The organism is Paramesorhizobium salinisoli (genome assembly GCF_003335045.1).
Taxonomy (GTDB): Bacteria; Pseudomonadota; Alphaproteobacteria; order Rhizobiales; family Rhizobiaceae; genus Paramesorhizobium; species Paramesorhizobium salinisoli.
In genome coordinates this window covers 509,677-530,411 of the sequence record NZ_QOZG01000002.1, presented here as the reverse complement: position 1 = coordinate 530,411, position 20,735 = coordinate 509,677, and the positions used below count along the sequence as shown (strand labels likewise).

Genomic DNA, 20,735 nt, shown 5'->3' with positions numbered 1-20,735 from the left:
ACGGTTATTGTCGTCTTGTTTATGCCTTGCCAAGTGCCCGTGCCTTTTCTTCATCCACCCACCAGAGCGTCTCTATCGGAAATCCATAATCGGGTTTCGGTTCCTTGAAACCGAACCTGTCCCAATAGGCGACCAGGTGATTCGCCGAGGTCCAATTTGGAATCCAGTCGCGCCTGAGACGCAAGAGGCGATCGAGCACTTGCAGGACGGGCACGAGTTCGGCGCGTGACCGGGCCTTGCCCACCTCCTCGACCAGCGCGTCGATCACCGGATCGGCGGTTCCCGGATAATTGCGCGTGCCCGGTATGCCTGCCGATCTGGAGGAAAACATGGTGCTGAGCGAATCCTGCGTCGGTGTCGCTACCATCATGACCGCCATGCCCATCATGTCGAAATCGAAATTCAGGGTGCGGGCCTGGTATTGAACCGGGTCGACCAGCCGTACCGAGGCATTGAAGCCGATGGAGCGCAGATTCTGCACGAAAGGATTGTAAATGCGAATAAATCCTTCCGAATCGGTCAGGAGTTCCAGATCGAAAGGCCGCCCGTCCTTGTCGGAAAAACGCCCGTTCTCGCGTTTGAACCCGGCTTCTGTCATCAGTTCGATGGCGCGGCGGAAAAGCTTGCGGTCGCGGCCCGAGCCATCGGAAACCGGCATGGTGACGACCTCGCCGAAAATCGCCTCCGGCACACGGCCGCGATAGCGCTCCAGAATCGCGAGTTCGTCCGCAGAAGGCTTTCCCCTGGCCTCGAAATCGGAACCGCCGAAGCAGGACTGCGAGCGCTTGTATATGTCATAGAAGAGGTTCTTGTTGGTCCACTCGAAATCGAAGCAGAGCGCAATCGCCTCGCGCACCCGCGGATCACGGAAACGCTCGCGCCGCTGGTTGACCGCCCATGACTGCATGCTTGGCCGCTTTTCGCGCGGGAAGGTGCGCTTCACCACCTTCTTTTCCTGGATTGCCGGGAAATTATATTCCGTCGCCCAGAATTTCGACGAGCTTTCCCAGCGCCAGTCGAGTTCGCCTTTCTTGAAGGCCTCGAATTCGGGTTGCCGGTCGCGGTAGAATTCGATGCGGATGCGGTCGAAATGATTGAGGCCACGATTAACGGCGAGGTCGCGCGCCCAATAATCCGCGTTTCGCTCATATTCGATGAATTGCGCCGGCGAAAACCGCCCGACCTTGTATGGCCCCGAGCCGGGCGGCGGCTCCAGCGTGGAGGCGGAGAAATCGTGGTCCGCATACCAGGCTTTCGAAAGGATCGGCATGGTGGCGGCATCGAGAATGGCCCGGGCGGAATGCTTGCCGGAAAAGGTCAACCGTAACGTCTGCGCGTCTTCGGCGACAGCGTCCTTGAGCTCGTTCAGCCCCAGCAGCAAATCCGGGTGCCCCTTCTCCTTGAATGTCAGATAGGTGAAGGCGACGTCGTCAGCCGTGAGCGGTGTGCCGTCCGAAAACCGCGCTTCGGGCCGCAGTTTGAAGGTAAAGGAATTGCGGTCGTGCGAGATCGTCACGCTTTCGGCCACGAGGCCGTAGATGGCGTCCGGCTCGTCCAGCGCTGAAGTCATCAGGGAATCGAAGCACAACTCCATGCGCGGCGGCGCGTCACCCTTGTTGGAGAAGCTGTTCAGCGTGTTGAAAGTACGCGGGCTCTGGTTGAACAACCAGTTCGGCGGACCGAACGTGAAGGTGCCACCTTTCGGCGCATCGGGACTGGCATATTCGAAATGCGTGAAATCGACCGGATATTTCAACTCGCCGAAAGCCGAAAGGCCACGAAGCGGTGTATCCGTGCGCGCATCGGCAAAGGCTTGTCCCGGCAGGAAGGCGGCAATCGCCGCGCTGCCCGAAAGCGAGAGAAATGAGCGCCTGTCGATCATCGGTGTCGTCATGACAAAGTGGTTCGCCGCAGGTCGCGCCTCATTCGCCGCGCACCTGTAGCGCCCGCTCCTTGGCCGGATCGATCCACCAGGAGAACGGATCGATCCCGGAATAATCCGGCTGCTTCTCAGGAATGCCGAACTTGTTCCAGTAGGCGACGTGAATCTCATCGTCGTACCATTGCGGCACGACATAATAATTCCACAACAGTACCCGGTCTAGCGCATGGGTTGCGGCGACGAGATCGTCACGGTCCTTGGCATAGACCACGCGCTCTATGAGCTTGTCGATCGCCGGGTTCCTGATGCCGGAATAGTTCCGGCTGCCAGGGATGTCGGCCGCTGCGGAACTCCAGAGTTCACGCTGCTCATTCCCGGGCGACTCGGTCTGCCCGATGACCGCAGTTATCGAATCATAGTCGAAATTGCTCACCCGCGCCTGATATTGCGCGCTATCGACGATGCGCACCGTGGCCCGGATGCCGACGCGACGCAGATTGGCGACAAAGGGATTGAAGACGCGTTCATCGGTCGGGTCATTGCCGAGAAATTCGATGGTCAAGGGCGTTCCGTTCTTGTCGACGAGGGCGCCGTCCTTGAGGGTATATCCCGCTTGTTCGAAGAGTTGCATCGCGTGCCGGAGATTCTCCCGCGTTGCTTGCGGCGTGTCGAAGACGGGCTCCTTGAATTCCTTGGTGAAGACCTCAGGCGGCACCTCGTTGCGCACGGTTTCGAGGATTTCCAGTTCCTTGCCCGTCGGCAGCCCGTCGCCCAAGGCGAGGTCGTTGCCGGCGAAATAGCTTTCGATCCGCTTGTACTGGTTGAAGAAGAGCAGGCGGTTCATCGACTGGAAATCATAGACCCAGTTCAGGGCCTCGCGCACCTTGGGGTCCTTGAACTTGTCGCGCCGCGTATTCAGGAAATAGGCCTGCATGCGCCCCACCGCGTGATAGGGGAAGGCGCGCTTGATCACATCGCCGCGCTCCACGGCGGGGAAATTATACTCCTGCATCCAGCGCTGCATGCGGTTTTCCGCCCTGTAGTCATAGAGCCCTCCCTTCTTGAAGGCCTCCCATGTGGCATTGGCGTCGAGATAATAATCGTACTTGATACGATCGAAATTGTTGCGCCCGACATTGACCGGCAAATCCTTGCCCCAATAATCCGCTACACGCGCCCAGATAATCGAGCGGCCGGGCACGGCCTCTTCCACGCGGTAGGCGCCGGAGCCGAGCGGAATTTCCAGCGTCGGGCGCGAAATGTCGCGCTTCTTGCCCTGGGCATCGGTTCCTTCCCACCAATGTTTCGGCAGTACGGGAAGCTGGCCCATGATCATCGGCAGTTCCCGGTTACCCTTCTCGGAAAATGTGAAGGTGACCTCGCGTTCCCCTGTCTTTTCCGCCTTGATCACATCGGCATAATATTTGTTGTAGGTCGGTGTGTACTTCTTCACGGTCTCGAACGACCAGATCACGTCTTCCACGGTGATCGGCTTGCCGTCATGCCAGCGCGCGGCGGGATTGAGGCGGAATTTCACCCAGGAGAAATCATCGGGATATTGCACTGCTTCAGCGATCAGCCCGTAACTGGTCGAGCCTTCATCGGTCGAATCCGCCATCAGCGTATCGTAAAGCATTCCGCCGCCGATATTTGCGAACCCTGCTGCGGGCACGCCCTGAACGACATAAGGGTTGAGGCTGTCGAAGGTCCCCTCCGCCACCTGGTTAAGCGTTCCGCCCTTAGGGGCATCAGGATTCACATAATCATAGTGTTTGAAATCGGACGGATATTTTGGTTCACCGATAAGGCTGGAGGCATGGCGCCATTGCGGGTCGGTTTGCGCGAACGCGATGGTCGCAGATCCCGCTATCATGGCCAGGGCCATTGTGACCGCCAGGATTGCCTTCATGCCTTTGTCTCCGCCAGTTGAAATCAATTCGAAAAGACTATGGCATTTTGCGGAGGAAGAAAGGCATTATCCCGCGAAAAACAAAAAAGCCGGGCTGAAAACCCGGCTTTTCGGCAAATAGTCCACCAGATGATTAATTGTTGGTGGCAGGCATCTCGCCCTGTGGCGCAGGTTGCGCGGGGGCGGGCTGTGCCGGTGCGGCTGGCTGTTCGCCCTGCGGCGCCGGATTTTCTGCAGGCTTCTCAGCCTCTCCAGCGGGCTTTTCAGCCTCGCCTTCGGCAGGCTTCGCACCCTCGGCTGGTGCAGCGGCAGGAGCGGCAGCCGGTGCTTCAGGCAGCGGCTTCGGATTATCGGAAAGCGTTCTGAGATAGGCGATGAGATTGGCGCGCTCGGCGTCGTTCTTGTCGCCGGCGAAGCCCATCGCCGTGCCCTTGACGTAGTTCTTGGGCGAGGTAAGGAATCCGTTGAGATGGTCATAGGTCCAGAGCTTGGCGGTCTGGGCGAATTCCTTCATTCCGGCCGAATAGCTGAAACCCGGATGAGATGCGATCGGACGGTCGACGATGTCCCACAGGTCCGGACCTACCTTGTTCGGGCCGCCCTTCGCGCCGGTATGGCACGCCTGGCAACGCTTGAACACATCCGCGCCCTTAACGGGATCAGCGGTCTGCAGGAGCGTGGCGATCGGCACGGCCGCAGGTGCTGCCTTCTCTTCACCGCCGGCGGAAGCTTCCAGCGGCTTGATGAAATAGCCTTCCTTCTCCGGCTTGGGGCTATCGAAGATGACATCGGAGAAAAGGCTGACAGACATGACGACGAAGACCGCCGCGAGAAAGGCCATGATAAATTTATTGGATTGAGACGATTCCATCGGCAGTCAGCGCTCCCCCTTTTGAGAGGTCCTCATTTTCGGGAAACACGAACCCATGACCGGGTGGTCTCCTCCTTGTCCAAGATGGCGCGGAAACTAGGTCTTTTGCTCCGCACTTGCAACACCTATAAGGGCGCTCCGGCCCGTGACTTTTTGACACTTTTGGAAAACCGATGCCTATGGAAATCCAGCACTCATGCTCCAGACCATGAAAACCCTCACGATCATTCCGTCGCGCCTGGCAGCGACGCGCCTGCCCAACAAACCGCTGGCCGACATCGCCGGCAAGCCGATGATCGTCCATGTCGCCGAGCGCGCCGCCGCCGCTCGCCTGGGCCGTACGGTCGTGGCTACCGATAGCGAGGACATCGCCAGCGCGGTCCGCGCCCACGGTTTCGAGGCGGTGATGACCCGCTCCGACCACGAATCGGGCTCCGATCGCATCTACGAGGCGCTGTTGGCGCTCGATCCCGACGCGGAGGTGGACGCGATCATCAACGTGCAGGGCGATCTGCCGACCATAGAGCCCGAAATCATCGCCAAGGCCCTGCGGCCGCTTGAGGACGGCCCGGCCGATATTGCGACGCTCGGTGTCGAGATCACCGAGGAGAGCGAGAAGACAAATCCCAGCGTGGTCAAGATCGTCGGCTCGCCGCTGGGCGACGGCAAACGCCTGCGCGCGCTTTATTTCACCCGCGCCACCGCGCCGTGGGGCGATGGGCCGCTCTATCATCACATCGGCCTTTACGCCTATCGCCGCGCCGCGCTGGAGCGCTTCGTCCGGCTCGGACCGTCGCCACTGGAGCGGCGTGAAAAGCTGGAACAACTCCGCGCGCTGGAGGCCGGCATGCGCATCGATGTCGAGATCGTCAAATCCGTGCCGCTCGGCGTCGATACGCCTTTCGACCTCGAACGGGCGCGTATTCTCATTTCGCAAGGCATCTAGGAAAGACTCCAATGGCAGCCAAGACCAACAAGATTTCCTTCCAGGGCGAACCGGGGGCAAACTCCGACACGGCCTGCCGCAACATGTTCCCTGATATGGAGCCGCTGCCCTGCCCGACATTCGAGGATGCGTTCAACGCGGTGGAAACCGGCGCCGCCGACCTGGCGATGATCCCGATCGAGAACACCATCGCGGGCCGCGTCGCCGACATCCATTATCTTCTGCCCGAATCGCGGCTGCATATCATCGGCGAATATTTCCTGCCGATCCATTTTCAGCTGATGACCCTGCCGGGCGTGAAGCTTGACGAGATCCGGACGGTCCATAGCCATATCCATGCGCTCGGCCAATGCCGCAAAGTCATCCGCAAGCATGGCTGGAAGCCCGTCGTGGCGGGCGATACCGCAGGCGCCGCCCGTATCGTGTCCGAAGCCGGCGACAGGACAATGGCTGCCCTTGCACCACGCCTCGCCGCCGATCTCTACGGTCTCGACATACTGGCGGAAAATGTCGAGGACATGGAGAACAACATCACCCGTTTCGTCGTCCTGTCCAAGACGAAGAAATGGGCGCCGCGCCCGGCCGATGGAAGCCGCATCGTGACGACATTCGTCTTCCGGGTGCGCAACGTGCCGGCGGCGCTCTACAAGGCCATGGGCGGCTTCGCCACCAACGGCATCAACATGACCAAGCTTGAAAGCTACCAGATCGGCGGCACCTTTACCGCGACGCAGTTCTATGCCGATATCGAGGGCCACCCCGAAGATCGCTCCGTGCGTCTCGCGCTGGAGGAATTGGAATTCTTCTCCAAGGAAATGCGCATTGTCGGCGTCTATCCCGGCAATCCCTTCCGCGATACGCAGGATGAGCCGGCGGAGTAGCTGACTGAACTCTGCAAACTGCGAGGCGGATCAGCCCTCCGCCCAGCATCTTATCAGATGGGCGGCGATCGCGCCCGGCGGCGGCGTCATCAGTCCGTGCGGATGCGACCGGTCGAGCATGGCGAGCACTTCGCCGCGCGTAAACCAGCGGCCGTCCTCCAGTTCCGAGCGGTCGATGACAAGGTCGTCCGACAGCGCCTCGGCGTGGCAGCCGATCATCAGCGAATAGGGGAACGGCCAGGGCTGGCTGGCATGATAGGCGACACGGCCGACGGGCACACCCATCTCCTCCAGCGTCTCGCGCCGCACTGCCGCCTCGATGGTCTCGCCGGGCTCGATGAAGCCGGCGAGGCATGAATACATGCCGGGCGCAAAATGCGGGCTTCTCGCCAGAAGGCAGCGTTCGCCGCGAACCGCCAGCATGATCGCCACCGGATCGGTGCGCGGGAAATGCTGGGCCTCGCAATGCGGGCACACGCGCTTGTAACCGCCGGCGCGCATCTCGGTCAGCGTTCCGCAGCGCCCGCAATAACGATGGTTTTCATGCCAGGCGATCAAAGCCGCCGCCTGCGCCAGCGCGCCGATCTCATCACTGGGTATAAGCCCCTGCATGTAGACCGAGCGGTAGTCGATGGCTTTGAAAGGCTCGGAAAGCTGTTCCGGATCGGCCAGGGTGACGGCGGCAAGCAGCGGCCGCTGATTGTGCCGGCCAAGCAGGACCGCCTCATGCAGGCGGGGCTCAAACCGGGCGATTTCGTGCAACGCAAAGAAGGCTTTCGCCTTAGGCCCGTCTTCCTGGGCCCCGTCTTCCTGGGCCTCGTCTCCCAAGGAAAGAAGCACGCGCCCTTTGCCGAGAAGCATGATGCGCGCATCCGGTTCGCCCAAAGCCCGCTCGCTTGCGTCGTCCGACCGTTTTTCGGACAGGCGATCGATGATGTTGCCGGCAAAGCCGACAGCCTGGCTCGGCTCGATCTCCGGCAGGTCGAACAGGCGCAATATCATGGAAGCTCCGGGGAGACGGCTAAAGGGCGTTACTGATGGCGAGGGCGAGCTTCCGCGCATCCTCCGGCTGGTAGGGCTCGGCAGTGCCGTAGCCCCAGACCGGGCCGGGCCAGCCGGCATCGCCGGTGTTGCGGGCAATGATGTGGACATGAAGCTGCCGCACGATGTTGCCGAGCGCTGCGATGTTGATCTTTTCGCAGCCTGTCACGGCTTTCAGCGCCTGCGCGGCGATGCCCATTTCGAAGGTGAGCATGGTTTGGTCGAGCGGCGTCAGATCGTGCAACTCGACCTTATCGGGGCGCTGTGGTACGAGGATGAGCCAGGGCCAACGGCGGTCGTTCATCAGCCGGAGGTCGCAGAGCCCCAGCGTGGCGACCGCGAACGTGTCCGCGGCGAGCTTTCCGTCAAGAACGAATGTCGTCATGCATCTCAAATAGCAGTTTTTTTCAGCCTTGGCTTGCTTTTTGCGCGGCGATTGTCGATATGAAGCTCGGGAGGTTGGTGGTGGACGAGCCACTCGCCAACCGGGTCAGGTCCGGAAGGAAGCAGCCCTAACGAGCCCGGCACGGGTCACCGTGCCAGCCTCCCACCTTCTCCCCTTTTGCGGGTATGATTTGCAATCGCCGGATCGTGGCCGAGTGTTCGCCTTGATATGGCCGGGTTTACCAAGGTTTACCCAGGTTTACCCAGGTTAACATTGACGGTGCCGGGCCTGCGGTCCACACTCCCGGGTGCGCAACAAGGATTAGGACACGGTCGGCATGGAGACGAAAACGGCAGACGGCGCCTACCGCGTTCTCGCCCGCAAGTACCGTCCGCAGGATTTCGGCGATCTCATCGGCCAGGAGCCGATGGTCCGCACGCTCACAAACGCTTTCCACACCGGCCGGATCGCCCAAGCCTGGATGCTGACCGGCGTCCGCGGGGTAGGCAAGACGACCACGGCGCGCATACTCGCGCGGGCATTGAACTACAAGACCGATGCCATCGATCAGCCGACAATCGATCTTTCGACGCCGGGCGATCATTGTCAGGCGATCATGGAGGGCCGCCATGTCGATGTCATCGAGATGGACGCCGCCTCCCATACCGGCATCGACGACATCCGCGAGATCATCGAGCAGGTGCGCTACCGTCCTGTCTCAGCGCGCTACAAGGTCTATATCATCGACGAGGTTCACATGCTGTCGAACCAGGCTTTCAACGGCCTGCTGAAGACGCTTGAGGAGCCGCCGCCGCATGTGAAATTCATCTTCGCCACGACAGAAATCCGCAAGGTTCCCATTACGGTCCTGTCGCGCTGCCAGCGCTTCGATCTCAGGCGCATCGATTCGGGTCTTCTCGCCGCGCATCTGAAGAACATCGCCGGACAGGAGGGGATAGCCATCGACGATACCTCGCTCGCGATGATCGCGCGGGCCGGCGAAGGTTCGGCGCGTGATTCGCTGTCCATTCTCGACCAGGCCATCGCTCATGGCAGCGGCAAGGTCGAGGCGGATGCCGTGCGCTCCATGCTGGGCCTTGCCGACCGCGCCCGGATCATCGACCTTTTCGAGATGCTGATGCGTGGCGACGTGGCAGCCGCATTGAAGGAGTTCCGCGCGCAATATGATGTGGGCGCCGACCCGGCAGTGGTACTGACCGATCTTGCCGAGTTCAACCATCTGGTGACCCGGTTACGTTTCATGCCGGATGTGGCAAATGACATGTCACTGTCTGAAGACGAGCGCGTGCGCGGCCGCGATTTTGCGGAGAAGTTATCGATCCGCACCCTGTCGCGCACCTGGCAGATGCTCCTGAAGGGCATCACGGAGGTCGAGACCGCCTCACGTCCGATCCAGGCGGCCGAGATGCTGTTGATCCGCCTGGCGCATGCCGCCGATCTGCCGACGCTGGATGAAGCGCTGAAGGCGCTGGAAAGCGGTGTGGTTTCCGCACCGCGCGCCGGTGGCGATGCCCCCCGGCCGAATGGCGGAGCGATGATGTCGGGCACGGCCGCTCCCACTCCAGCGGCAGACGCCGTAGCGGCGTCCTCCATGGGGATAGCCGGCGGCAACGGCTCGACGGCGATGCGTCTCGTCCAGCCCGCACAGCAGGCGAACCCCGCCCCCGAGCCTCGACCGCAGCCGGAACCTGCTGCGGATGCGCCGGTACCGGCAGTCCCGCTGAAAAGCCTCGCCGATATCGTGGCGCTGGCCGACAGCCATCGCGACATGCAGTTCAAGATCATGGTCAAGAATTGCGTACGCCTGGTCTCCATCGCACCAGCACGTCTTGAGATCGCCTTGACCGACGGCGCGCCGAAGACGCTTCCGAGCGACATCGCGCAGAAGCTTCTCTCCTGGACCGGCATCCGCTGGATGGTGTCTGTATCGCGCGAGGCAGGCGGCCAGACCATCGCCGAGGCCGAGGCCGCGCACCGCGACATGCTGGTCACCGACGCTCGTGCAGATCCTGACGTAGCAGCAATCCTCGCCCAGTTTCCGGGCGCCAGGATCACCGACGTCCGCATCGCCACTGGCGGGGCCGAAAGTGCTGATATCGATCTTGATGCCGAATTACCGGATGTCTCGCTGACGCCGGATGATGACGACTAGGAGCATGATCCCGAAAAGTTGCAGACTTTTTGGATAAGATCATGCAGCAAAAAAGGGCATGGTCCCGAACCGAAGGGCAGCGCCCGCAAAAAGTTGCCAACTTTTCGGACAAGATCATGCGGGCAAAAAGAAAATAGGAGTTCAACCTCATGCGCGACATGATGGGAATGCTGAAACAGGCAAAGGAAATGCAGGCCAAGATGGAGGCCATGCAGGAAGAGATCGCCAATCTCGAAGCAACGGGAAGCTCTGGCGCTGGCCTGGTCAGCGTGACATTGAGCGGCAAGGGCGTGATGAGCGCGCTGAAGATCGATCCTTCGCTTCTCAAGGAAGACGAGACCGAGATCCTCGAGGATCTGATCGTTGCCGCCTATAACGAGGCGAAAACCAGGATCGATGCGGTGATGGCCGAAAAGACGCAGGCACTCACTGCCGGCCTGCCCCTGCCTCCGGGCTTCAAGCTGCCTTTTTAAGGCAATAGGGGGTCGTGAGATATGAATAGTGGGTTTGCGCGGGCGGAGATAAGGCAGCGCATCCCTGCTCACTATTCCCTACTCACTGCTCATTTATTTGCGTAAAACGCCCCTATGTCGAAACGAATCGCCGGTCCTGAAATTGAACGCCTGATCCAACTCCTCGCCCGTGTGCCGGGGCTTGGTCCGCGTTCGGCCAGGCGCGCGGCGCTCCATCTCATCAAGAAGAAGGAAGCACTGCTGATCCCGCTTGGCAATGCCATGCAGGAGGCGGCCGAGAAGGTGCGTGTCTGTTCGGCTTGCGGCAACGCCGATACCAGCGATCCCTGCACCATCTGCACCGATCCGCGCCGCGATGCGACAATGATCATTGTCGTCGAGGACGTGTCCGATCTCTGGGCGCTGGAACGCGCAGGCACGATGAACGTCCGCTACCACGTACTCGGAGGACGATTGTCACCGCTTGATGGCATCGGGCCGGACGACCTCAACATCCGTGGCCTGGTCGAACGGGTCGGGACGGGCGAGGTGAAGGAAGTGATCCTCGCCGTGAACGCGACCGTGGAAGGCCAGACGACGGCCCATTACATCACCGATCAACTGTCCGGCTTCGACCTGCGCGTGACGCGGCTTGCCCATGGCGTGCCTGTCGGCGGCGAATTGGATTATCTGGACGAGGGAACGCTTGCAGCGGCATTGCGGGCGCGCACTGCTCTATAGGGGGATAGATGCCAGAACGTGTCTCAGTCTTGAAATGCCTGGCAGTCATGGCTGTCTTCTATTTGGCAGGCCCTGGGGGCGCGGCCCCGTTGAAAGCCGAGACGTCGAAAGCTGAGACTGAGACGCAATTCAGGACGTGGCTCGACAAAGATTTGTGGCCGGACGCAAAGGCCAAGGGAATTTCCCGCGCCACCTTCGATAAGGCTTTCTCGGGCGTCAAGCTCAACTGGAAGCTGCCCGATCTCGTTCCGCCGGGCACCAGGCCGACGACGCCGAAGGAGCAGGTCCAGGCGGAATTCGGCTCGCCCGGCAAATATTTCAATGAAAAGACTATCGGCCATGTCGTGGCCGGCGGCAGGACGAGGGCTGCGCAGCATGCCCGCACGCTTGCGGCAATCGAGAAGCAATACGGCGTGCCGGGCGCCATAGTCCTTGCCATATGGGGACGCGAATCCGGCTTTGGCGCCGTCAAGATTCCCTATAATGCCTTTGAGGTGCTGGGCACGAAGGCCTTCATGGCGACGCGCAAGGAGATGTTCCGCAAGGAGCTTCTGGCCGCTCTTCAGATCGTCCAGAAGAACTATATCGATGTCGGTTCGATGAAAAGCTCATGGGCGGGCGCATTGGGCCAACCGCAATTCATGCCGACCTCCTTTCTCGATCATGCCGTCGATTTCGATGGCGACGGCAAGCGCGATATCTGGAACTCCGTGCCCGACACGCTCGCCTCCATCGCCAATTATCTGCATCTTTATGGCTGGCAGCGCGGTCGCGACTGGGGCTTCGAAGTCAAGGTGCCGGCAGGGCTGACCTGCGCGCTGGAGGGCCCGGATCAGGGCCTGAAAGTCGCCGATTGGGCGAAAATGGGCATTACCCGCGTCAATGGAAAGCCTTTCCCGGCAAGCGAGCTTGCGGGCGAGGGATATCTGCTGATGCCGGCCGGGCGGCATGGGCCGGCCTTCATCGCCACACCCAATTTCTATGTCCTGAAAAGCTACAATATGAGCGATCTCTATGCGCTGTTCATCGGCCACGCCGCCGACCGCATCGGGAATAATGCGCGCGGCTTTTCGCAGGAATGGGGGAATGTCGGCGGCATGTACCGCTCCGACATCGCGGCCATGCAGAAGGCGCTGCAGGCGAAGGGCTATGATGTCGGCAAGGCCGACGGGCTGCCCGGCTTCAAGACCCGCCGCTCCATCGGCGACTGGCAGGCCAAGCACGGGCAGGCCGCCACCTGCTTTCCTGAGAAGTCGCTGATCGGCGCGATCAAATGATCTGAGGCAACGGCTTCACGCAACCGGATGCGTTGTTTCGGAGTTCCGATTTGGAGGGCGAAGAGGAACGAAGCAAACATGGCGACGCAATCCGGATCGAGGAAAGTCATTTATGCCGCATTGATCGGCAATCTGTTGATCGCGGTGACGAAATTTATCGCGGCGTTCTTCACCGGCAGTTCCGCGATGCTGTCGGAGGGCGTTCACTCCCTCGTCGATACCGGCAACGAGCTTCTGCTGCTCTACGGCTTGCGGCGCGCCGCGCGTCCGCCGGATCTGAGCCATCCCTTCGGCCATGGTCGCGAGCTTTATTTCTGGAGTTTTGTCGTCGCCGTTCTCGTGTTCGCGCTCGGCGCGGGCATATCCTTCTATGAAGGTGTCGTGCATATCCTCGACCCGGTACCCGTGCGCAATCCGTTGGTCAACTATGTGGTCTTGGCACTATCGGCGCTATTCGAAGGCGTGACGTGGTTCATCGCGCTCAAGGAGTTCGGTCGCAAAAAGGGCCGGCACGGTTATCTCGCTGCGGCCCGGCGCAGCAAGGATCCGAGCGTGTTCACCGTCCTGTTCGAGGATAGCGCAGCGCTCCTCGGGCTGGCAGTGGCCTTTGCCGGCATCTGGGCCGCGCAAATGCTCGATATGCCTATCCTGGATGGCGTGGCGTCGATCGGCATCTCTTTCATTCTCGCTGCCACGGCTGCCTTCCTGGCGCGCGAAAGCAAGGGCCTCCTGATGGGGGAACCCGCATTTCCGGAGGTTCAGGCAGCGGTTCTCGCCATCGTCGAGGCCGATCGGGCGGTGCAGCGGGCCAATGGCGTCATCACGGTCCATCTCGGCCCCGACCAGATAGTCGCCATGATCAGTGTCGAGTTCGAGGACCGGCTGACCGCCCCCGAGATTGAAGCATGTGTTGAACGCATCGAGTCGCGCCTGAAAGCGGAGCGGACCGATATCGTGGCGCTTTTCGTGAAGCCGCAGACGACAGGCACGTGGCGCAGGCAGCGACAGGCGATCGAAATGGCCGGTGGCCAACTTGAAAAATGATGCTTGCCCATCCAGTTGAGGATTGGAGATTTGGATCTATAAAATGGATCCTCATGATCCCGTCCCACCCCAACGAAAGATGAAACGATATGGCTTGGGTTTACTTGTTTTTCGCGGGCCTTCTTGAAATCGGCTGGGCCATCGGCCTCAAATACACCGAAGGTTTCACCCGCCTCACACCCACCATTCTGACCGTCGCCAGCATGATCGCCAGCCTCGCGCTGCTGGGGCTTGCGCTGAAAACCCTCCCGGTCGGCACGGCTTATGCCGTCTGGACCGGGATCGGCACTGTCGGAACAGCCTTGCTGGGCATCTATCTTCTCGGCGAGCCTGCAGCAACGATCCGGCTTGTCTGTATCGGCCTGATCGTCGGCGGCATCGTCGGTCTTAAGCTGGTCGCATAAGAAGTTTACAAGTATTTCTATGAGTTTTTAACGTTTATGGTCTTGAATGCTTCCTCTAGGTCGAGGGGAAGTATATGGAAATCCATTCCGCCATTCATGGAACGGTATCGGAAATCTTCGTCCATATCCGGATCATCATAGGTATTATTCTTGGCTTGTGCATTTCGCGGCTGCTGACTGGCCTTGCCCGGTTCGTTCAGCATCCCGCCTATGAAATTATCTATTCCGTGCATCTGGCCTGGGTCGCATTCATGCTTCTGGCGATTGTACATTTCTGGTGGTTTGAATTCTACTTGCAGTGGATCAGCGTCTGGCATTTCGGAATTTATTTGTATGTCATCTTCTATGCGAGCCTTTATTTTTTCGCCAGCACGCTGCTTTTCCCCGATCATATGCAGGAATATAGCGGCTATCGCGATTATTTCATGTCGCGGCGCAACTGGTTTTTCTCCATCATGATCCTGATTTATATTGCCGATATTGGCGATACGCTGCTGAAGGGGCAAGATCACTTCGACGCCCACGGCATCGAATATCCGATCCGAGCCGCCGTTTTCATCCTCGCATGCCTTGTCGCCATGCTTACGACCAGCCAGCGTTTTCACGTCATCTTCGTGGCCCTTGCGATTATTGATGAGATCGTCTTCATCGTGCGGGATTACTCGACGCTCGGTTGAGACGACTACAGCGGGTCCGCTCCCGGCAACATCCCGACCAGCGAATGAAAAGCCTTGGTGCGATACCGCTCCTTGTGCGAGAGCAGCAGGAAGCGCCTTCGTGGCAGGGTGAGGTTGGCCTTGACCAGCCGCCCGGTCTCAAGATGAGGTGCCGCTGCAAGTTCCGACAGGACGGCCGCATAGTCCCCCGATTGTACGGCCGAAAGCACCGCTTCGTTGGACGGCAATTCCAGCGCGATCCGCAATGTCATGGGATCGAGGCCCTGAGAGCGTATCGCGCTTTCGAATACCGAACGCGTTCCGGATCCTTCTTCGCGCATGATCCAATCGGCCTGCGTGATATCCCCTAATACCAGCGGATGGCCGTCGGCCCACGGATGCAAGGCGGAAACCACAGCCACCAGGTGATCTTCCGCCACCGATTGGATCATGAGTGCCGGTTCGTCCACCTCGCCTTCGACGAAACCGATATCGGCGCTGCCCTCCACCGTCGCGCGGGCAACGCTCTGCGTGTTACCGACTGTCAGGCGCACCGCGACAGCTGGATAGGCGGCATGAAACTGTGCCAGGAAGGGCGGTAGCCAGTAGCTGGCGATCGTCTGGCTCGCATGGATGCGAAGGCTCCCCCGTTTCAGCCCGCCGAGTTCCGCCAGAGCGAGTTCGGCGGCCTGCGCCCGCGCCAGCGTCGCCCGCGCTTCTTCCAGAAAAATCCGCCCGGCATCTGTCGTCTCTATGCGCCTCCCGATCCGGTTGAACAGCGTCGTTCCGTAGCGATCCTCCAGCGCGCGTATGGCGGAACTAACTGCTGAGGGTGTCAGCCTGAGTGCCTCCGCGGCGCGGGTGAGATGTTCGCGCTCGGCGACGGCGATGAAGATTCGGAGCTGTTCGAGCGTCATCAATCCAATCCAATCATTCGATTTTATCGAACGGAATATGCCATATTATTAAATAGATTGAACATGCGATTTTCTAGATAATAGAGAAAAGATATTCTGGATAATGGCAATGAACAGCGAAAAACATCTAAAAATTAGCCTCCTGGCGCCCGGAATATTCCTGAGTGGCGCAGTTGCGGGACTGGCGATGCTGTTACAGATGGTGGAAGTCCATCTCGCCGGCCGTGCTTGGCTCGAAGGGCTGGTTCTGGCCATTCTCCTCGGCGCGGCGATCCGCACCTTCTGCCGTCCCAGTGTCCGCTTTGACGCAGGCGTCCGCTTCTCCGCCAAGACGCTGCTCGAGATCGCCATCGTCCTTCTCGGCGCTTCGGTCAGCACGGCGGCTGTCGTCGCCGCCGGTCCGGGATTGATCTTCGGCATTATCGGTGTCGTGATCGTTGCCATTGTCATGAGCTATGGCATCGGCCGGCTTTTGCGTTTGCCACATCGCATGGCCGTGCTGGTTGCCTGTGGTAACTCAATCTGCGGCAACTCGGCCATTGCCGCCACCGCGCCCGTCATCGGCGCGCATAGCGACGATGTCGCCGCCTCGATCGCATTCACGGCGGTTCTGGGCGTCGTGGTGGTTCTCTGTCTGCCGCTGCTGGTGCCGCTCCTCGGCCTCTCCTTTGCGCAATATGGGGTCTTTGCCGGTCTTACGGTCTATGCTGTACCACAGGTGCTGGCCGCGACCGCACCCGTTGCCCATTTGAGCGTCCAGCTCGGCACGCTGGTGAAGCTGGTGCGCGTACTGATGCTTGGCCCCGTCATTCTGGCGCTCGCACTGATGGGCGAGGGGCAGGGCGAGGAAGGCCAGCGCGTGCGCCCGCCGCTCCGCCATCTCGTCCCATGGTTCATCATCGGCTTTCTCACGATGATGGCGCTGCGCTCCCTCGGCTTTATCCCTGCCGCACTGCACATGCCCATTGAGGAAACCTCGACATTCCTGACGATTATATCGATGGCGGCCCTCGGCCTCGGCGTCGATGCCCGCACTGTCGCCCGCGCCGGCGGCAGGGTGACGCTTGCCGCCATCCTGTCGCTGCTGGCGCTGGGGCTGGTCAGTTATGGCCTCATTCTCCTGCTTGGAGTTTGATGAAGCACCACGCCTACCCATCAGCCGACACTATCCAAAAGAAAAACCCGCCGGCTTGCACCGGCGGGTTTGATTTTTAGCCTTCAGAGGCGGGGAAAGATCAGTTCTTTTCCTGCTTCTTCAGCGCGGCGCCGAGGATGTCGCCGAGCGAAGCGCCGGAGTCGGTCGAGCCGTACTGGGCAACCGCTTCCTTCTCTTCGGCGATTTCCAGCGCCTTGATGGAGACCTGCAGCTTGCGGGTCTTCTTGTCGAAGGCGATGACGCGGGCGTCGACCTTCTGACCGACCGAGAAACGCTCGGGGCGCTGCTCGTCGCGGTCGCGGGACAGGTCCGCGCGGCGGATGAACGAGTCAACGTCATGATCGATCAGACGCACTTCAATGCCGCCATCGGTGATGGCAGTCACTTCGCAGGTAACAACGGCGTTCTTGCGCAGTTCGCCTGAGGTAGCCGCTTCGCCGACCTTGTCGCCGGTAAGCTGCTTGATGCCGAGCGAGATGCGTTCCTTGTCGATATCGACATCGAGAACGACCGCCTTGACGACATCACCCTTGTTGTACTCCTCGATGACCTGTTCGCCCGGACGATTCCAGTCGAGGTCGGAGAGGTGGACCATGCCGTCGACATCGCCATCAAGGCCAATGAACAGGCCGAATTCGGTCTTGTTCTTAACTTCGCCTTCGACGATGGTGCCCGTCGGGTACTTCTGGGCGAAGGTCGTCCAGGGATTGTCGAGGGTCTGCTTGAGGCCGAGCGAAATGCGGCGCTTGACCGGATCGACTTCCAGAACCACCACTTCGACTTCCTGCGTTGTCGAGAGGATCTTGCCCGGATGCACGTTCTTCTTGGTCCAGGACATTTCCGAGACGTGGATCAGGCCTTCGATGCCGGGCTCGATCTCGACGAATGCACCGTAGTCGGTGATGTTCGTGACCGTGCCGGTGATCTTGTGGCCGACCGGATACTTCGCGCCGATGCCATCCCACGGATCGCTCTCGAGCTGCTTCATGCCGAGCGAGATACGATGGGTTTCCTGGTTGATGCGGATGATCTGCACCTTGACCGTCTGGCCGATATTGAGGATCTCGGACGGATGGTTGACGCGGCGCCATGCCATGTCGGTGACGTGCAGCAGGCCGTCGATGCCGCCAAGGTCCACGAACGCACCGTAATCGGTGATGTTCTTGACCATGCCTTCGACAACCTGGCCCTCTTCGAGGTTCTGCACGATTTCCGAACGCTGTTCGGCACGGCTTTCCTCAAGGACGGTACGGCGCGAGACGACGATATTGCCGCGGCGCTTGTCCATCTTGAGGATTTCGAAGGGCTGCGGGTTGTGCATCAGCGGGGTGACGTCGCGGATCGGACGGATATCGACCTGGCTGCGCGGCAGGAAGGCCACGGCGCCGTCGAGATCGACCGTGAAGCCGCCCTTGACCTGGTTGAAGATGACGCCTTCGACGCGTTCGCCGGCGTTGAACTTCTGCTCGAGCTTGACCCAGCTCTCTTCGCGGCGGGCCTTCTCGCGCGAGAGAACTGCTTCGCCGACGGCGTTTTCGATGCGCTCGACATAGACTTCGACGATGTCGCCCGGCTTCATCGAGCCGTCTTTGCCCTTGGCGCCGAATTCCTTCAGCGGCACACGACCTTCGACCTTGAGGCCGGCGTCGATGATCGCCATGTCTTTTTCGATGGCGACGATACGGCCCTTGACGACATAACCTTCTGCAAGGTCATTGTTGAGAAAGGACTCGGCGAGGAGGGCTTCGAAATCCTCCCGCGTGGGGTTTGCTTGTGACATATAGACTCCTGGTGTACCCGGAATTATCTTCGGATACGGCGCCGGTGGTTCGTGTTTCGGTTCGCCTTGCTTCCAGTCCGCCCTTGTCGGGCTATCCGGCGCGTGGACCGGAGGCAGGCAGTTTGTCATGCATGTATGGTTCAAGCCTGGCGTTTGGCCAATGCCTCATCGACCAGCCGTTTGGCGGCCAGGAATGCCGCCTCTATATCCATTTCGGTCGTATCTAGCAAGTGCGCATCGTCAGCCGGTTTGAGCGGCGAATCGGTGCGTCCCATGTCGCGCGCGTCCCTCCGGGTGAGGTCGGCGAGAATTTCGGCGAAATCGGCCTTGCCGCTGCCAGCCTCGATCTCCGCATGGCGGCGTCTGGCGCGGGCTTCCGGCGAGGCTATAACATAAAGCTTCACCGGAGCATCGGGGCAGACGACCGTGCCGATGTCGCGCCCGTCGAGCACCGTTCCGGGCAACGTTTGCGCAAAGCTACGCTGTGCCGCCACCAGCGCCCGGCGCACCGCCGGCATCACCGCCACCTTCGATGCCGCCTCGCCCACATGGTGGGCCGCGAGCACCGTGCGATCGAGATGTCTGAGATCGAGATTTCTCGCCACGCCTGCTGCTATTTCTTCATCGTCGAGCGGCAGGCCCCGATCGAGAAGCGCCTTCGCCACCGCACGATAGGTCAGTCCCGTATCGAGATGATGAAAGCCGTAATGGACGGCCAGCCGCCGCGCCAATGTCCCCTTGCCGGAAGCCGCCGGCCCGTCGATGGCAATCGTGAAGGTGTCCGGCACCCTCATGCCACTTTCTCCACCGTCTCGATCCTCGCTCCCAGCCCCGCCATCAAATCCATGAACTCTGGAAAACTGGTCGCGATCATCGCTGAATCATCGATTGTCACCGGCTTTTCCGTGACGAACCCCATGACGAGGAAGCTCATGGCGATGCGGTGGTCGAGATGGGTCTCGACCGTTCCGCCGCCTAGCCCCAGGCCGCCGGGTTTGCCGCGCACGACCAGTGATGCCTCGCCTTCGGTACAATCGACGCCATTGGCCTTGAGGCCGCTGGCGACGGCCGAGAGGCGGTCGGATTCCTTGACGCGCAGTTCATCGAGCCCTTCCATGACGGTGTCGCCCTCGGCAAAGGCGGCGGCGACGGCCAGAACGGGATATTCGTCGATCATCGACGGCGCCCGTTCCGGCGGAACGCTCACGCCCTTCAGTTCCGATGCGCGCACGCGCAAATCGGCGACATCCTCCCCGCCGGCGAGCCTTGCGTTGAGAATGTCGATATTGGCGCCCATCTCCTGCAGCGTAAGAATAAGCCCGGTGCGGGTCGGGTTCATCAGCACATTGCGGATCGTCACGTCGGATCCCGGCACGAGCAGCGCCGCCACCAGCGGGAAGGCCGTAGAGGAGGGGTCGCCCGGCACGTCGATCGTCTGGCCCTTGAGTTCGCCCTGGCCGACGATGCGGATGTGGCGCACGCCTTCGCGGTCGGTCTCGACAGTCAGATCGGCGCCGAAGCCCTGCAACATCTTTTCCGTATGATCGCGGGTCATCACGGGTTCGATGACGGTGGTGATCCCCGGCGTGTTCAGTCCCGCCAGCAGCACTGCCGATTTCACCTGTGCCGAGGCCATTGGCACCCGGTAAATGACAGGCGCTGCCACCTTGGGACCGTGCAGAGTGAGCGGCAGGCGGTCTCCCTCGGCGGCTTTCACCTGCACGCCCATTTCGCGCAGCGGATTGAGCACACGGCCCATCGGGCGCTTGGAGAGCGAGGCGTCACCGATAAAGGTTGTTTCCATGTCATAGGTGCCGACCAGCCCCATGGTAAGGCGCGCGCCGGTGCCGGCATTGCCGAAATCGAGCGGCGCTTCCGGCTGGAGCAGGCAGCCATTGCCGGTGCCCTGGATGATCCAGGTCGCGCCGTCCTTGCGGATATTGGCGCCCATGGCCTGCATGGCGCGGCCGGTATTGATCACATCCTCGCCTTCCAGAAGCCCGGTGATCCGTGTCTCGCCCGAAGCTAGCCCGCCGAACATGAACGAGCGATGCGAGATCGACTTGTCGCCCGGAATGCGGATGTCGCCGGCCAGGTCGCGCGAGCGATGGGCGGTGGCGGGTTTTGGTAAAGCGGAATGAGACATGGTCGATCGCTCGTTACGGCGTTTTCGAGGACAGGAAAATAGCCCTCCTTGAAGGATGCGCCGGTTCCCTAGCA

19 protein-coding genes and 1 other RNA gene are annotated in these 20,735 nt (G+C 60.6%); 11 read left to right on the top strand and 9 right to left on the bottom strand.

All coding sequences use genetic code 11. The annotated features are described in order from the left end of the window. Window positions 1–19: 19 nt before the first annotated feature. The 3 genes from DUT91_RS06060 to DUT91_RS06050 form a co-directional block, all read right to left on the bottom strand. Window positions 20–1,894, bottom strand: coding sequence for an extracellular solute-binding protein (locus DUT91_RS06060; protein WP_114439450.1), 1,875 nt, complete (start codon window positions 1,892–1,894; stop codon window positions 20–22). A gap of 28 nt (window positions 1,895–1,922) precedes the next feature. Beyond that, window positions 1,923–3,767 (bottom strand): extracellular solute-binding protein, encoded by a 1,845-nt coding sequence (locus DUT91_RS06055; protein ID WP_245419604.1) that lies wholly within the window; start codon window positions 3,765–3,767, stop codon window positions 1,923–1,925. A 157-nt stretch (window positions 3,768–3,924) separates the two neighbouring features. Continuing rightward, entirely contained in the window at window positions 3,925–4,662 is a 738-nt protein-coding gene (locus DUT91_RS06050) for a c-type cytochrome (protein WP_114439448.1), read from the bottom strand. 196 nt (window positions 4,663–4,858) lie between these two features. Between DUT91_RS06050 and DUT91_RS06045 the strand changes: the two genes are divergently transcribed. Beyond that, the gene (locus DUT91_RS06045) at window positions 4,859–5,608 is read left to right on the top strand and encodes a 3-deoxy-manno-octulosonate cytidylyltransferase (RefSeq protein WP_114439447.1); all 750 of its coding nucleotides are present in this window, start codon (window positions 4,859–4,861) and stop codon (window positions 5,606–5,608) included. Between the two features lie 11 nt (window positions 5,609–5,619). Beyond that, on the top strand, window positions 5,620–6,489 hold the full coding sequence (locus tag DUT91_RS06040; protein WP_114439446.1) for a prephenate dehydratase: 870 nt from the start codon (window positions 5,620–5,622) through the stop codon (window positions 6,487–6,489). A gap of 30 nt (window positions 6,490–6,519) precedes the next feature. Here the strand turns inward: DUT91_RS06040 and nudC are convergent, their stop codons facing one another. Further along, window positions 6,520–7,491, bottom strand: a complete 972-nt coding sequence (gene nudC / locus DUT91_RS06035; protein WP_114439445.1) for an NAD(+) diphosphatase — start codon at window positions 7,489–7,491, stop codon at window positions 6,520–6,522. A gap of 19 nt (window positions 7,492–7,510) precedes the next feature. Then, window positions 7,511–7,915, bottom strand: coding sequence for an HIT domain-containing protein (locus tag DUT91_RS06030; RefSeq protein WP_114439444.1), 405 nt, complete (start codon window positions 7,913–7,915; stop codon window positions 7,511–7,513). A 69-nt stretch (window positions 7,916–7,984) separates the two neighbouring features. Between DUT91_RS06030 and ffs the strand changes: the two genes are divergently transcribed. The 8 genes from ffs to DUT91_RS05990 all read left to right on the top strand — a co-directional run bounded on the left by ffs (window position 7,985) and on the right by DUT91_RS05990 (window position 14,683). Next, window positions 7,985–8,081, top strand: an RNA gene (gene ffs / locus DUT91_RS06025) — signal recognition particle sRNA small type. A gap of 171 nt (window positions 8,082–8,252) precedes the next feature. Further along, window positions 8,253–10,088 carry a DNA polymerase III subunit gamma/tau gene (locus tag DUT91_RS06020; protein ID WP_114439443.1) on the top strand — a complete coding sequence of 612 codons (1,836 nt, stop codon included), beginning with the start codon at window positions 8,253–8,255 and terminating at the stop codon, window positions 10,086–10,088. Between the two features lie 149 nt (window positions 10,089–10,237). Then, on the top strand, window positions 10,238–10,561 hold the full coding sequence (locus DUT91_RS06015) for a YbaB/EbfC family nucleoid-associated protein (protein ID WP_114439442.1): 324 nt from the start codon (window positions 10,238–10,240) through the stop codon (window positions 10,559–10,561). 114 nt (window positions 10,562–10,675) lie between these two features. After that, on the top strand, window positions 10,676–11,281 hold the full coding sequence (gene recR, locus DUT91_RS06010) for a recombination mediator RecR (protein WP_114439441.1): 606 nt from the start codon (window positions 10,676–10,678) through the stop codon (window positions 11,279–11,281). Window positions 11,282–11,289: 8 nt separating this feature from the next. Continuing rightward, window positions 11,290–12,558: a lytic murein transglycosylase gene (locus DUT91_RS06005; protein WP_114439440.1), complete on the top strand. Its 1,269-nt coding sequence runs from the start codon at window positions 11,290–11,292 to the stop codon at window positions 12,556–12,558. Between the two features lie 78 nt (window positions 12,559–12,636). Beyond that, window positions 12,637–13,602, top strand: a complete 966-nt coding sequence (locus DUT91_RS06000) for a cation diffusion facilitator family transporter (protein ID WP_114439439.1) — start codon at window positions 12,637–12,639, stop codon at window positions 13,600–13,602. 89 nt (window positions 13,603–13,691) lie between these two features. Next, window positions 13,692–14,006: a quaternary ammonium compound efflux SMR transporter SugE gene (gene sugE, locus DUT91_RS05995; protein WP_114439438.1), complete on the top strand. Its 315-nt coding sequence runs from the start codon at window positions 13,692–13,694 to the stop codon at window positions 14,004–14,006. A gap of 74 nt (window positions 14,007–14,080) precedes the next feature. Beyond that, complete coding sequence (locus DUT91_RS05990) at window positions 14,081–14,683, top strand: hypothetical protein (RefSeq protein ID WP_114439437.1); 603 nt, start codon at window positions 14,081–14,083, stop codon at window positions 14,681–14,683. Between the two features lie 5 nt (window positions 14,684–14,688). On the opposite strand, the gene DUT91_RS05985 is transcribed toward DUT91_RS05990, so the two are convergent. Further along, complete coding sequence (locus DUT91_RS05985; protein ID WP_114439436.1) at window positions 14,689–15,579, bottom strand: LysR family transcriptional regulator; 891 nt, start codon at window positions 15,577–15,579, stop codon at window positions 14,689–14,691. Between the two features lie 109 nt (window positions 15,580–15,688). Here DUT91_RS05985 and DUT91_RS05980 point away from each other — a divergent pair, with 109 nt between their 5' ends. Beyond that, entirely contained in the window at window positions 15,689–16,714 is a 1,026-nt protein-coding gene (locus DUT91_RS05980) for a YeiH family protein (protein WP_114439435.1), read from the top strand. Window positions 16,715–16,814: 100 nt separating this feature from the next. Here DUT91_RS05980 and rpsA read toward each other — a convergent pair whose 3' ends face one another. From rpsA to aroA, 3 genes are all read right to left on the bottom strand, one after another. After that, the gene (rpsA, locus tag DUT91_RS05975) at window positions 16,815–18,515 is read right to left on the bottom strand and encodes a 30S ribosomal protein S1 (protein WP_114439434.1); all 1,701 of its coding nucleotides are present in this window, start codon (window positions 18,513–18,515) and stop codon (window positions 16,815–16,817) included. A gap of 140 nt (window positions 18,516–18,655) precedes the next feature. Next, window positions 18,656–19,309, bottom strand: a complete 654-nt coding sequence (cmk, locus tag DUT91_RS05970; RefSeq protein WP_114439433.1) for a (d)CMP kinase — start codon at window positions 19,307–19,309, stop codon at window positions 18,656–18,658. Next, window positions 19,306–20,661: a 3-phosphoshikimate 1-carboxyvinyltransferase gene (aroA, locus tag DUT91_RS05965; RefSeq protein WP_114439432.1), complete on the bottom strand. Its 1,356-nt coding sequence runs from the start codon at window positions 20,659–20,661 to the stop codon at window positions 19,306–19,308. Before aroA ends, cmk begins: the two co-directional genes overlap by 4 nt. Window positions 20,662–20,735 lie beyond the last annotated feature (74 nt).